Origin of the sequence: Granulibacter bethesdensis CGDNIH1 (genome assembly GCF_000014285.2) — a bacterium.
GTDB classification, from domain to species: domain Bacteria; phylum Pseudomonadota; class Alphaproteobacteria; order Acetobacterales; family Acetobacteraceae; genus Granulibacter; species Granulibacter bethesdensis.
On sequence record NC_008343.2, the window covers coordinates 847,603 to 861,801 of the forward strand.

The following is a 14,199-nucleotide window of genomic DNA, read 5'->3' on the forward strand; positions in this document are numbered from 1 at the left end:
GTTGGTCGGAGGATATGAACATTAAGGGCTTTTACACTTTGTCTGGCCAGCTATCGACGGAAGCAGAACTTGACCTTTTACGCGAAGAGCTGGCTCAGGCCAGGCTTTCAGAGGCTGAGTTAAGGGCGCAGGTGGCCGTCCTGACGGCTCAACTGGACATGGCTCGGATATCAGGTCTGGCCCGTCAGCAGGACCGCAGGCTGGATTGGGGGCGGCTGCGCAGAAAAATATCAAGGAATTTAAAGCGTTCCGCCGGCAGGCTACTGGGCAAACCACCCTCTCCATCGTCGGGCGGCCCTGGTGTGCCTGTTCTGCGGATCGACAAAGACACTTTCCGGGAGCAAGCCCGGCAGGAATTGGAAAGCTTTCTGGATTCGGAGGAACGCCTGGTTTTCTATGGCGGTGAGACTCCGGACATCTCGATTTTGCTGGTGCTTTATAACCAGGCCCCCCTGACATACCGATGCCTGCGTTCGATCATGGAGCACGCTGCTCCTCTACAGGTGCGAGTCGTCATTGCAGATAATGCGTCGTCTGATGAGACATCGCGTCTGCTGGATCGCATTGATGGGGCGGTGATCCTCAGGAACAAGGACAATCTGCATTTCCTGCGCGGGGTCAATCTGGCGGCGGACCATGCGGCGGGTCCGGGGCTGCTATTGCTCAACAATGATGCCATGCTGCGGCCGGGAACGTTGCAGGCGGCATGGAACGCATTGAACGCTGCACCGGATATCGGTGCGGTTGGCGGCCCCATCATTCTGCCGGACGGCACCTTGCAGGAAGCCGGAAGCATTATCTGGAGCGACGGCACCTGCCTTGGCTATGGAAGGGGGCGCAACCCTCTGGAGGCGGAATTCCAGTTCAGGCGTGACGTGGATTACTGCTCCGGGGCTTTCCTGCTGGTGCGGAGAAAGGCGTTCGAGGCGTTGGGAAGGTTGGATACAGCCTTTGCGCCCGCTTATTACGAGGAAACCGATTTCTGCATGCGGCTGCGGGAAGCCGGATACAGAATTGTGTACGAACCTGATGCGGCGATCGATCACTTCGAGTTTGCCAGCGCGACCTCTTCCGCCTCGGCGCTGGCATTGCAGGCAACCAACCATGAACGCTTCAGAACCCGGCATCAGCAGATATTGAAGCGCGAGCATCATGCTCCCGGAACCGATCCCCTGTTCGCCCGCGCCCGGGACAGTGGAAAGGGCCGTGTACTGGTTATTGACGACCGGGTTCCGTTTCCGTCCCTCGGCGCAGGCTATCCCCGCGCGGCAGAACTGACTCTGGCTCTGGTCGCGGAGGGCTGGTCGGTTACCTATTATCCGCTTCTGACCCCCAATGATTCCTGGGACGAGATCTACACTTTGTTCCCACGGGAAGTGGAAGTTGCCCTGAATGAAGGGGTGGATGGGCTGCGCCGTCTGATTGATAAGCGGGATGGCTATTACGACACGATTTTCGTCAGCCGCCCCCATAATATGCGGCTGTTTCTGGACCATATTTCCACCCGCCCGTCTGCCCGCCTCATTTATGATGCGGAGGCGGTTTTCGCACAGCGCAGCATTCTCCAGATGACGCTGGAAGGTCATCCTCCCGGCGCAGCCAGACGAAAGGAGATGCTGGAGGCGGAAATGAGTATGGCCCGTCTGGCAGACCGTATCGTCACCGTCTCTCCGCATGAGAAAATTCTGTTCACGCAGGGAGGTTGTGCAGATGTCCATGTGCTGGGCCATGCACAGGCACCGGCCCCTACTGGAAACGGCTTCGATCAGAGATCGGGTTATCTGTTCGTCGGTGCGCTTGATGACGATCCGTCCCCCAATCTGGACAGTCTGCTGTGGTTTGCCAGCGATGTCATGCCTCTATTGACCAGAGCAATGCCGGAGAACTGGACCCTTCAGGTGGCGGGCCGTGCAGGCGCACGCCGTGCCAAGGCGCTACAGGGGCCTCGTATTGCCATATTGGGCAGAGTCGAGGATCTGGACGCATTGTACGAGACCGCCAGGGTTTTTATTGCGCCCACCCGCTATGCGGCTGGTATTCCCTTGAAAGTCTGCGAAGCGGCGGCACGCGGGGTTCCTGTTGTGGCCACTGCCCTGCTGGCGCGCCAGCTCGGTTGGACGCATGAGAAAGAGTTGCTGGTTGCCGATAACGCAGAGGAATTTGCAGACGCCTGCGCTCGTCTGTATCGGGACCAGGCTTTGTGGGAACGGCTTCGTCAGGCCGCCCTGAAGCGTGTTGAGCAGGAATACAGCCCCGATTTCTTCAGAAACCGGGTGGCGGAGATCATGTCCCCTGCCATAGAGAGCCATGCTCTGCGGCATGTGCCGGATGCATGGCCTGCGATGGCTTCCGCACTGGTCAACACGGTGGCTGCGGATGGCAGGCAGGCGCCAGGCAGAATGGCAGTCGCCCGTTATCAGGCGTATCGTGCTCTGCGGCTTGTGCGGGGGGCCAGACAGTATGCAGTGCGGCATGGCCTGTCGAAAACGGTCCAGCGTGCGTGGCTTGAGATTCTGAAACGCGTCGGGAAGCGTAATTTCAGTCTCTGGAGCCAGTTTTACGATACGCTGGATGACAAGGACATTGCGGCCATCCATCGGCATATGGCCAACTTGGTGGAGCGTCCAACCTTCGATGTGCGTATGCGCTGGGATGGTGATGAGGCCACGCTGCGGGCTTGTGTGACGTCGCTGCAGGAGCAAGCATATCAGCGCTGGACGATGCTGCTGTTGTCAGCGCCCGATGTTTCTCCACTCCCTGAATGGTGGCAGGCGCTGGCGCGGGAGGACAGCCGATTCTCCTCATTGCTGCCGACCGGAAAAATAAGACGGCGTTTTTACACGGTGCTGCTGGAGCCGGGGGACCATTTACGCTCCCATGCCCTGTATCTGCTGGCGGCTGAAGCGGATCAGGCACCGGGTGCCGTCATGCTCTACACGGATGACGAGATTGCCGGGGCAGAGGTTCAACCGCATTTCTATCCGGAATGGTCTGAGGAAAGCCTGCGTGACCCCTGCGCGCTGGATGGTCTGGTGGCCATCAGAAGCGATCTGCTGCCTGATGGCGATCTGCTGACGGGGGCGCTGTGGCGGCATCGTGTGTGGGCGCAGGCGGTTGCTGGTTCTGAACCGTCAGAAGTAAGCCACATAGCCCATATTGCCATCCAGCGAAGGGTTCGGGCGGCCCCGGATCGGTCGGAATGGCTCGATACTCTTCAGGTGCAATGCCCGGACGGAGCACAGATTGTCGATGCACCGCATGGGCCGCGCATTGTCTATCCGCTGCCCATGCAGCCGCCGCTGGTCAGTATCATTATTCCCACCAAGGACCATGCGGCACTCGTGCGCCAATGCGTCGAAGGACTGCTTTACAGGACGTATTATCCTGCGATCGAGGTGATTATCGTCGATAATGGCAGTGTCGAGCCTGCGACGGCGCGTGTTCTGAAGGCCCTTCAGGATGACGATGACCGCGTCTCGGTTCTGCGTGATGATGGCCCCTTCAATTATTCAGCCCTCAACAACAAGGCAGCCAGGCTGACGAAAGGCGAGGTCATCGCGCTCGTCAATAATGACATTGTGGTGAGGGAGCCGGACTGGCTGCGGGAGATGGTGTCCCAGCTGCTGCGACCGAATGTCGGGGTGGTGGGGGCCAAGCTGCTCTATGGGAATGGAACGGTGCAGCATGCCGGGGTGATCACCGGCCTGCATGGCGGTGTGGCATCCCATGTTTTCCGGCAGAGTCCCCCCGATGCCGAAGGCTATGATCGTCGGCTTGTCCGTGTGCAGGATATGTCTTGCGTAACGGCGGCCTGCATGGTGATCAGGCGTGATGTGTTTGAAACTGTAGGGGGGCTGGATGAGAAAAACCTGCCTGTTTCCTACAATGACGTCGATTTCTGTCTGCGGGTGAAACAGGCTGGATGGCGTGTCCTTTGGACCCCTCATGCGGTGCTGGATCATCTGGAATCCATCAGCCGTGGTGAAGACACACAGCAATCCAACGCCGAGCGTGCACATCGGGAGTATCTCTATATGCTGCGGCAGTGGGAGCATGTGCTGGGGCAGGATCCCACCTACAACCCCAATCTGTCATTGCAGACGGAGTTCACGCTTTCCTATCCGCCGCGTATCCGTAAGCCCTGGTATCGCTACAAGTAAGAGACTCTCAGCCTTGCTCAAGCTGTTCCTTGAGCAAGGCAATGTTCAGCCAGCGTTCTTCCGTCTCAGCCAGCGTTGCCTCGGTGGTGGCCAGTGCTTCTGATGTTTTCGAGAAGGTGGCCGGGTCTTTCCTGAACAGATCCGCATCCTCCAGCTTGCTTCGCAGCCGGGCGATCTCCTCTTCCAAAACGGCGATTTTGGCGGGCAACGTATCGAAAGCATGCTGGTCTTTATAGGATAGCCTGCCCTTTGGTGACGGTGTTCTGGCGGCAGCCTGCGCCGGTTTGGTACGGAGAGCCGCCGGTTTTCCGGTCGTGCCGGATATGGGGGCATCGCCAACGCCCTGACCGCGCTGCGCCACCATATCACTGTAGCCACCGGCATATTCCGTCCAGACGCCGTTACCTTCTGCGACCACGACGCTGCCGACAGTACGATCCAGAAAATCACGGTCGTGGCTGACGATGATGACAGTGCCGGGATGATCGGCGATGATTTCCTGAAGCAGTTCCAGAGTTTCGAGGTCAAGATCGTTGGTCGGCTCGTCCAGCACCAGCAGATTGCACGGCTTGGCCAGTGCCCGGGCCAGCATAAGCCGCCCGCGTTCCCCACCTGACAGCACCCCGACCGGTGTGCGGGCCTGTTCCGGTTTGAACAGGAAATCCTTTATATAGCCGATGACATGGCGACTTTGGCCGTTGACGATGACCTGATCGCCGCGCCCTTCGGTCAGCGTATCGGCAAGGGTACGGCTGTCGTCCAGACTGGCACGGCGCTGGTCGAGCGTTTCGACCACCAGATTGGTGCCCAGTTTGATCGTGCCGGTATCGGGTTCGAGCGTGCCGGTCAGGAGGGAGAGGAGGGTCGTTTTACCCGCGCCGTTGCGTCCGACGATGCCGATCCGGTCTCCGCGCAGAATACGCAGGGTCAATGTGTTGATGATGGTTGTATCAGCGAAGCTTTTGGAGATGTCCTCGGCATCGATCACGATTTTGCCGGATAGCTGGGCATCCGCCGCGTTCATTTTGAGTGATGACTGGCCGGGTCTGGTCTCCTTGAACCGTGCCCGGAGAGAGTGAAGATCACCCAGCCGTTTCTGGTTGCGTTTGCGTCTGGCCGTCACGCCATAGCGGAGCCAGTCTTCTTCCATGGCGATCTTGCGGCCGAGTTTGTGATGATCGCGCTCTTCCTGCTCCAGCACCTGATCACGCCATTCCTCGAAATGGGAAAAGCCCTGATCCAGCCGACGGGTGATGCCGCCATCAATCCAGACGATGGAGCGGGAGAGATCGGTCAGCAGTTTTCGGTCATGGCTGATCAACACCAACGCGCCGCGCATGGATTTCAGCTCGGCTTCCAGCCATTCGATGGCGGGGAGATCAAGATGATTGGTCGGCTCGTCCAGCAGCAGGATGTCGGGATCGGGGGCAAGCGCCCGCGCCAATGCGGCGCGGCGTACCTCCCCCCCGGAAAGGTTGACGGGCGTGCGCTCCCCAGCCAGCCCCAGCTGCTCCAGCAGATAGGCGGCACGATATGGGTCGTCGGAAGGGCCTTGCCCGGCTGTCACATAATCCAGCAGCGTAGCATGGCCGCTCAGATCGGGTTCCTGCGGCAGATAGCGCACAGTCGTGCCTGGCTGCACGAAACAGGTACCGCTATCCGGCTTCAGCAATCCGGCGGCGACCTTGAGGAAGGTGGATTTACCGGAACCGTTACGCCCGACCAGACATAACCGGTCACCGGCAGCAACATTGAGTTCAGCCCCGGTCAGCAGCGGCGCGCTGCCCAAAGACAGATGAATATCGCTCAGAAGAAGAAGGGGAGGGGCCATGGCCCCGCTTTTACGCTCTGTATCAGTCGATTGGCGAGAGGGGTTGGTAATCGTATTCAGGCATTCAATGATGGGAGAAGTTTTTGGAAGCACCCTGCTTATGAACCCCGACCGGTCGGGATCCGGCCCGGATGATGGAGGTATGAGTATGGGGGAGTCTATTTGTTGGTATGTACGAAGCAGGATGGTGCGTAGAACGCATCAGGGAAGCAAGGAAGGACCGGCCCCATTTGACGGGGTCTTCCTGCTGTAGTCTCTGCCACAACGCTTCCCATCGCGCCCGGCGTTCGGCCAGAGGCATGGAGAGCGCCCGTGCAATCGTCTCGGCAAGTGAATCCTGATCATGAGGATTGACGATGAGCGCCTCCTCCAGATGATCAGCCGCACCGGCGAATCGGGAAAGGATCAGCACACCGGGGTCTTCCGGGCGCTGGGCGGCGATAAATTCCTTGGCGACCAGATTCATGCCGTCCCGCGCTGGCGTCACCAGCGCAACTTTGGCCAGCCGCATATAACCGGCAATAATCTCCCTCCGGCCAGCCTGCGTGACAAGGCGCAGAGGCTGCCAGTGCGGTGTGCCCATCTCTGCATTGATGGCCCCTGCTTCCCGCGTGACATCTTCTTTCAGTCGACGATAGGCCTCGACATCCTGACGTGAGGCAGCGGCAATCTGTAACAGGCTGGTCAGTTCGCGCCACTCTGGATGCCGAAGCAGAAACTGGCGATAGGCCCCGATTTTCTGCCGCAAGCCTTTGGTGGGATCGAGCCGATCAACCCCCAGAATCAGGGATTGCGTGCCCAGACTTTCCTGAAGGGCGCGATATTCCGGCCCTTCCATCGCGATGCTGGCGGTCTGTGCAAAACCGCGTGCATCAATGGCGGCAGGAAAGACACCGAGTCTGACGCGGTGCCCCTGCATGGTTTCCAGGGTGGGAGGTAAACCTTTTACAAGACCGGCCTGATGGGCGGCCTGACTGAAATGGTCCATATCGGAGGTGCTCTGGAAACCAATCAGATCGGCTTGCAGCATCTCGCGTACCAACCCGTCCATGCCGGGTACGGTCTGAAGGGTTTCATGCATACAGAACGGAATATGCAGGAAAAAGCCGATCGGATTACGCAACCCTTTCTGGCGCAGCATGCCGGCCAGGGGCAGGAAATGATAATCGTGAATCCAGATGAAGTCGTCGGGTTTCAGCAGTGTGGACACAAGGTCGGCGAAACGTTGGTTGACCGCCCGGTAAGTCGCTGCATCCTGCTGACGAAAGCGCACCAGATCGGGCATTCCGTGCAACAATGGCCAGAGAGTGCCGTTAGCGAAGCGATTATAAAATCCGTCATGCTCATGACGGCACAGATCGATGGTCGCGTAATCAACCTGCCCGTCAGCCTGATGGTGGATGGTATCTTCCCCATCGTCACTGATCCGACCACTCCAGCCGAACCATAATCCTCCCTTGCTTTGCAGCAGACCCGACAAGGCGACAGCAAGCCCCCCAGCAAGCGAATCGTTGCCTGGCAGCGGCACGCGGTTGGATATGACGACCAGACGACTCATCCTGCCTCCAGCAGAGCGACAGGAAGGATATTGAACAGATCTTCCGCCCTTATCCGGGCAGGCAGAGCGTTCGTCTCCATCCCATCCAGCAGATTTTTGACCTTTCGGCCCTGAAACTGACGCGGTACGTGGATGAAAGTTCCTTTCCATGACGTTGCCGGAACGGTCCACAGTTCTGACTGCGTCTGCTCCGCAAGGGGCAAGGAACCGTTGCTGCCAGAGTGAGGCTGAGCCGGGGAAGAGGAAAAATCATCTTCATTTCGCAGCCGCACCGTCAGCCTTGTGACAGCTGTCAGCGCAGCACGTCCCTCATGCGCCCGAACAAAGGCAAGAATATGGCCGGATTGAGGCCCTTCCACCTTTAACGGCAGATAGGTTCCTGCTTCGAACAGGCCTGGTGCCCGGCGGCGCAAGCGCAAGGCAGCCGCCAGAATTGCCTGCTTGATATGTCCGTCATGCCAGTGCCCGGCCAGACTGGCTGCCTCTGCCTTGTTTTCATCCTGCAAAGCGGCCATGCGGGATGGAAAATCAACTGGTCGACGGTTATCAGGGTCGACCAGACTGAAATCCCAGAACTCTGCCCCCTGATAGAGATCGGGGATTCCGGGGGATGTCGCTTTCAGCAGAGTCTGCGACAGGCTGTTGCAGGCGCCTGCTGCCATGATACCGGATGCGAAAGCCGCCATGTCCTGTGCTACTTTTGCCGGGCGGTCCGGATTGAGCAGATCGGACAGAAAACTGCGGCAGGCGGATTCATATGCCTCATCGGGTGCAGCCCACTCGGAGTGGCGCTTGGCCTCCCGCAATGCTTTTTCCTGCCATGCCGCGATACGCTCGATGAAAATGGCCATGCCTTCCCTGTTGTCGGGTGACAGGCCAAAGGGCCATGCGCCGATCAGCATCTGATACAGCATGGCCTCATCGGCTTCGTCGGGTGCCGGATGATGCTCGATCTCCCGTCGCAGGGGCGCGTTCAGGCGGCTCCACCGCATGACGGCGTTTTCCCAGATCTCTGGAAGTTCGGACAGAACCGCGATGCGTGCGCGTGTATCCTCGCCACGTTTGTGGTCATGGGTGGCAGTGGCCAGCAGGCCGCGATGCCAGCGTTTGCGACGGTCCGTATTGGCGGCATGAAAGGCGGCTGGAGTCAGCGCGAATTGCTGCGGCTCGGCGCCGACTTCATTGCGGGACAGCAGGCGTCCATAGCGATAAAATGCCGTATCCTCCACCGATTTGGCATTGGTCGGGGCGGAAAGCTGTTGGAACCGTACCATGGCGCGTAACCATTCCTGACGCCTGGGTCCTGCCGGCACCTGCCGCAGCCCGCTGCCGGCCAGCCATCTTCCGACCAGATCAAGCAGGCCGATATCAGCAGAGCGTACGGTTTTCCGGGCCCCGGCAATCGCCCAGTCCAACTCCCGCTCATCAGATTCCGCCATCCCTCCAAGCCCGGCATAGATACGATACACGTGGAAATGAACCAGAATTTCGACCAGTACCCGTCGGATGGCGGTGAGCGTATAATCCCGCGTATGTGGATCGCGGCGGGCAAGACGATGCAGGGCGGCAGCTGTGGCAAAGGTCTCGCTGGACAGGCTTTCGCGTAGAATTTGCCGTCTGGCCGCCTTGGCCTCATCCTCGAAATCACCGGGACGATGCGTGAGGCTGGTCCAGAAATGCGTCAGCGGCGCTTCTCCGTACGGATCATGCAGCAGGGCTGACACCTGACTCATGAAATCATAGCCGGTGGTGCCATCGGTCAGCCAGTCGGCAGGCAGTTTCTCATGCGGGGCGAGGATTTTCTCCACCCAGATCACCGGTTTAATATGTCGCAACTCCACCGGCCTGCTTTCCGTTGCGGCTTCAAGCCTGCGCCGCAGCTTCCGGCAATAGCCGCGAGGATCTGCCAGCCCGTCTACATGGTCGATCCGCAGCCCATCGATCAGCCCACGCGTATAAAGGGAAAGCGTATACTCATGGGTTGCATCGAACACATGCGGCACTTCGACCCGAACCCCGGCAAGACCGTTGATGTCGAAAAACCGCCGCCAGTTGATCTCATCGGAGGCTGCCCGCCAGAAGCTCAGCCGGTAATGCTGCCGTTCCAGCAGGCGGTGCAGGCGTTCCCGCCCCGCCGGCTGATGAGGATCGAAGGCGCGCAGGGCATGATCTATTCCGCTCCGCAGGGAAGGCTCGCGCAATTGCTGCCGCAAGTCTTCGACCTGCCGTCGGGTGCTGTCGCGGCCCGCAGGAAGTTCGGCGATGTCGCGGGCGATTTCCTCCAGCCGGCCACCTTCGGCGGACAAAATCGTCACATATTCCCGCGGGGTCACGGGAAAGCGGTGAGACCCATAGCAGCTGATAAAAAGCCGCCCGTCCTGATCATCAAAATGAAGGGTGATATCGCCCTGGTCCAGAGCGTCGCCGTAGGGGCTGCCGAGAAAAGGTGCCAGTATACGACCGCGCAGGGATGAATCCGGTGGATCCCAGTCAATGTCAAAAAACTCGGCATAGGGGCTGGAGCGTCCCCATTCCAGCACGTCGAGCCACCAGAGATTATCGGTGCCGCCGACCCCCATATGGTTGGGCACGATATCCAGGATCAAACCCATATCGTGCTGCCGTAAAGCAGCGACCATCGTTTGCAGCGCTGCCTCATCCCCGATTTCGGGGTTCAGCTGAGTGTGATCGACAATGTCGTAGCCGTGAGTCGATCCGGGACGCGCCTTCAGCAAAGGGGAGGCATAGAGATGGCTGATACCCAGACTGGCCAGATAGGGGACCAGTTTCGTGCCATCGGCGAGGGTGAAATCCTTGTGGAATTGCAGTCTGGCCGTGGCGCTGATGCTCATGAGGGGCGGCTTTTTTCCAATTCCTGCAAGCGATGCGACACGTCCGGGGAGTCGAACAATGCTTCCGCTGCTCCATTGAAACGACGGCGCCAGTTCGGATGTTCCCTGTAAGTCCCCGGAAGATTCGGCTGTTCGCGTAATCCGAGCGCATCTTCTATCGGCAACAGCACGAGGGTCGAGTTCGTACGGCCGATATGACGGATCGCTGCATCCACGGCAGGGCTGGTATTATGTGCCTCGGGCGCATCGCCTTGAGCCGCGCCCGATGCCTGCATGGCACCCCACAGGGCTTGTCTGTCACGCTCGCGTTCTTCGTAACTGAGCCAGATAGCCGTGTCGTCACCCAGCAAGCCGAGTGACTTCCGGGTTTCCAGATCATGGCCGCTCCACCACCCCGCAACGGGGGCAAGGTCGTGCGTGCTGGTCATGGCGACGGCGGTGCGGGAATAATATTCAGGCGGTTTGAAGCCATGTTCTCCGCGCTCGAAATACAGCACACGCAATCCATGTACGGCACGGGCCTGAAGCGCGTCACTAAACCCTTCCGGTACGGTCCCCAGATCCTCGCCCAGGACCAATGCCTGATGCGCATGGCTTTCCAGCGCGATCAGGCGCAGCATATCCTGCAACGGAAAGCGCAGATAAGCGCCTTCGGTCGCGCGCGCGCCTTCCGGCAACACCCAAAGCCGGGCAATACCCATCACATGATCGATCCGTACCCCGCCCGCATGGCGCAGGGCGGCGCGCAGCATTTCAATGAAAGCGCTGAATCCTTGCTCCATCAGACCGACGGGGGAGAAAGCCGTCAGGCCCCAATCCTGCCCCTGCGGACTGAGCAGATCGGGGGGTGCGCCTACGGACAGGCCGATCAGCGTTTCTTTCTGCCGGCTCCAGCAATGACTGCCGCCTCCATCCGTGCCGACGGCGAGATCGGTGATCAGCCCGATCTCCATCCCGCTTTCCCGCGCAGCATGCTGGGCATGAGCCAGCCCACGCTCGGCCAGAAATTGCAGGAAGGCATGGAAATCGACTTCTTTTGCATGCTCGACTGCAAAACGCTGTACGGTGAGGGAGGCAGGGTGACGATACTCCTCCGGCCAGCTCCGCCAGTTCCAGCGGGACGGGTCGGTTCCGAAGAAATGCCCGTGCAGGGCTTCAAAACGGGCGTGGTCCTCCACCATTTTGCCAGGACCGGCCCGCCATGCGGTGAAGTCGGGATGGGTGCCGCCCAGCGCATCGAACAGGGCGCGATAGCGGCGCAGACGCAGACGCGTGGCGGCAGGCCAGTCAATCAGGCTGAGGCTTTCCAGATGCTGGCGCTCGGCCTCTCCTTCCGGGAAGGAAAAACCGTCCAGAAGACCGGCATCGTCGCCATGCAGCACATTGAGCGCAATACGGCTGGAGGGAGAATACGGGCTGAATCGGTCCGGATCGGCGCTGAACTGGGCATGGACCGGACTGATGCCGATCGCGTGCGCACCCTGCCGTGCGGCGGCGGGAGCAAAGCGGGCCAGCGCGGCGAAATCACCAATGCCCCCATCTCCTTCGCGGCGGAGGGCATAAAGCTGTGCTGCCACCCCCCAGCTTCCATGACGGGGGCGTTTGCACTCGGCCGGAGCATTGGCAATAGTGATGCGCTGTCCGGCTATTTCCAGACTGTGATAACCGGGTTCTTCAATGGGTGGCAGGCTTTCGCCAGGATTGAGTGTTCCGCTGCGGCGTGTGCCGTTCTCCAGCGTCAGTTCCCACGCGCCTTCCTGCTGCCCGAGCGAAATGGGCTGCCCCGCATCGGCGGTCATCAGGGGAGGAAGATGCCGCCCGTCTTCCCGTGCCTGAAGAATGGCGAGGCTGTCCGCAATCTGGCCCGGACTGTCGCCGGGCAGTCCTATTGCCCGCAATACGGCCCGCAATGTATCCGGGGAGACGGCATTATCATGTCCGAAAGCATCTCTGTACCAGGTAGATACTCCGGCACGGTCGGCAAGGCGATGGAGGTCTTCATCAATCACGGAACATCCTCGGCGCTGGCTTCCTTGAACCATAGCGCGGTGGTGGCTACCGGCAACAGGGTGTGATTGGAGGATGGGTCGCGCGTACTGAAAATGGCTTTTCCGGCTATCGGAGGCAGGGGAACCGGTTCTGTGCCGAGATTGATGCCGATACTCATGAGTGCGCCATCTCCCAGCTTCCACCGTGCCAGCAGGGCGCCCTGACCTAGAATATCAACCCCTGCGCTGCGTGTTCCTGCCAGGCGGGGCAGCAACAGAGTATGACGCAGTGACAGCAGTATCTGCCGGAATGCCAGTGCATCCCGCCCCTGCTGTGTCTGAGCAGCGCTAAAGTCGGGGATTGAGCGGGTAAAGGTCGTCTCGGCATTTGGGTCAGGGATATGCTCCCGTTTTTCCGGATCCTGAAAGGCGGAGAAATGTTTGAACTCAGCCCGCCGTCCTTCTCTGACGGCGTCGGCAAGTTCGTCGTGATGGTCAGTAAAAAACAAAAATGGTGTATGTGATTCCCATTCCTCGCCCATATAAAGCAGAGGTATTTGAGGCATAAGGATCTGCAACGCGGTAGCCGCCCGTAAGGCGTCATGATCCGTCAGGGTGATCAGACGCTCCCCCATGGCACGATTGCCGATCTGGTCATGATTTTGCAGGCAGATGATGAAAGCGGTCGTAGGCAGCCCATCGGCGGGATGGCCACGATGCTGGCCGCTATGGCGTGATACTTCTCCCTGATAGGCGAAGCCGTCACTCAGACAACGTGCCAGAAGGTTGGTAGCATCCTCGAAATCTTCATAATATCCTTCGGTTTCTCCGGTCAGCAGCACATGGAGACAGTGATGGAAATCGTCAGTCCATTGCGCGTCGTAATATGCGCCGTTCTTGGCCGGGCGGAGCAGGGGGGAAACATTGCCCTCATGTTCCAGCATCAGATGCACATGACGGTCTGATGGCGTGATTTGTTCCCGAATCAGGCGCGCCATGTCCGGCAAAAAAGATTGTGGCTCTATGGCATGGGTGGCATCGAAGCGAAGCCCGTCAAAGCGGAATTCGTTCAGCCAGTAAAGCGCGTTGTCGACGAAATAATCCTGAACCTCCGACCGTGTAAAATCGATGGCGGCACCCCAAGGCGTATGTTTGCTTTCGTCAAAAAAATCTTTGGCATAAACATGGGCATAGGCACCATCAGGCCCGAAATGATTGTATACCACATCCAGATAGACCATCAGGCCCAGCCCGTGCGCAGTGTCTATCAAAGCTTTCAGATCGTCCGGGCTGCCATACGCCGTATCGGGGGCATAGGGTAGAACACCGTCATATCCCCAGTTTCTCGCTCCCGGAAAATCAGCCAACGGCATGAGTTCAAGAGCGGTGATCCCGATAGTTTTGAGGGAAGGCAGATAATCGACGATGCCTTTGAATCCGCCAAAAGCGCCTGGATGAAGTTCATAGAGAATGGCTTCATGCCATGGCCGGCCTTTCCATTCCGTATGCTTCCAGACATAGGTAGCGGGATCGGTGACGATGCTCCAGCCATGTACATCTCCGTCCTGACAGCGAGAGGCAGGGTCAGGAACAGCAAGCCCATCAGGCAGGATGAATTTATATCTGGTTCCGGCAGATGCACTCTGTTCATACTCATGCCAGCCGCCATCAAGGGCCTGCATCGGTACAGGATCATGACCCTGAATCTGGAGTGACATGAGGGTGATATCCGGTGCCCAGATGCGGAAACGGGTGATGTCGTCCTTTCGCATCACGCCATGTCTGGTGGGCCATTTATACCGCGCCATTG

The 14,199-nt window shown here is 59.1% G+C and carries 6 protein-coding genes; 1 reads left to right on the forward strand and 5 read right to left on the reverse strand.

What is annotated here, in order from left to right:
• The first annotated feature begins 158 nt into the window (after nucleotides 1-158).
• Complete coding sequence (locus tag GBCGDNIH1_RS16195) at nucleotides 159-4,160, forward strand: glycosyltransferase (RefSeq protein WP_162288469.1); 4,002 nt, start codon at nucleotides 159-161, stop codon at nucleotides 4,158-4,160.
• Between the two features lie 7 nt (nucleotides 4,161-4,167).
• Here the strand turns inward: GBCGDNIH1_RS16195 and GBCGDNIH1_RS16200 are convergent, their stop codons facing one another.
• The 5 genes from GBCGDNIH1_RS16200 to treZ form a co-directional block, all read right to left on the reverse strand.
• Nucleotides 4,168-5,991 (reverse strand): ATP-binding cassette domain-containing protein, encoded by a 1,824-nt coding sequence (locus tag GBCGDNIH1_RS16200; protein WP_011631452.1) that lies wholly within the window; start codon nucleotides 5,989-5,991, stop codon nucleotides 4,168-4,170.
• 64 nt (nucleotides 5,992-6,055) lie between these two features.
• Nucleotides 6,056-7,549 (reverse strand): alpha,alpha-trehalose-phosphate synthase (UDP-forming), encoded by a 1,494-nt coding sequence (locus GBCGDNIH1_RS16205; RefSeq protein WP_011631453.1) that lies wholly within the window; start codon nucleotides 7,547-7,549, stop codon nucleotides 6,056-6,058.
• Nucleotides 7,546-10,401 carry a malto-oligosyltrehalose synthase gene (gene treY / locus GBCGDNIH1_RS16210; protein ID WP_011631454.1) on the reverse strand — a complete coding sequence of 952 codons (2,856 nt, stop codon included), beginning with the start codon at nucleotides 10,399-10,401 and terminating at the stop codon, nucleotides 7,546-7,548. Before treY ends, GBCGDNIH1_RS16205 begins: the two co-directional genes overlap by 4 nt.
• On the reverse strand, nucleotides 10,398-12,410 hold the full coding sequence (gene malQ / locus GBCGDNIH1_RS16215; RefSeq protein ID WP_011631455.1) for a 4-alpha-glucanotransferase: 2,013 nt from the start codon (nucleotides 12,408-12,410) through the stop codon (nucleotides 10,398-10,400). Before malQ ends, treY begins: the two co-directional genes overlap by 4 nt.
• The gene (gene treZ / locus GBCGDNIH1_RS16220; protein ID WP_011631456.1) at nucleotides 12,407-14,197 is read right to left on the reverse strand and encodes a malto-oligosyltrehalose trehalohydrolase; all 1,791 of its coding nucleotides are present in this window, start codon (nucleotides 14,195-14,197) and stop codon (nucleotides 12,407-12,409) included. Before treZ ends, malQ begins: the two co-directional genes overlap by 4 nt.
• Nucleotides 14,198-14,199 lie beyond the last annotated feature (2 nt).

What these genes read in the sequence shown, in the direction of transcription:
- GBCGDNIH1_RS16195 (WP_162288469.1), top strand. Translation starts at nt 159, where the DNA reads ATGGCTCGGATATCAGGTCTGGCCCGTCAGCAGGACCGCAGGCTGGAT.
- treZ (WP_011631456.1), bottom strand. Translation starts at nt 14,197, where the DNA reads ATGGCGCGGTATAAATGGCCCACCAGACATGGCGTGATGCGAAAGGAC.
- treY (WP_011631454.1), bottom strand. Translation starts at nt 10,401, where the DNA reads ATGAGCATCAGCGCCACGGCCAGACTGCAATTCCACAAGGATTTCACC.
- GBCGDNIH1_RS16200 (WP_011631452.1), bottom strand. Translation starts at nt 5,991, where the DNA reads ATGGCCCCTCCCCTTCTTCTTCTGAGCGATATTCATCTGTCTTTGGGC.
- GBCGDNIH1_RS16205 (WP_011631453.1), bottom strand. Translation starts at nt 7,549, where the DNA reads ATGAGTCGTCTGGTCGTCATATCCAACCGCGTGCCGCTGCCAGGCAAC.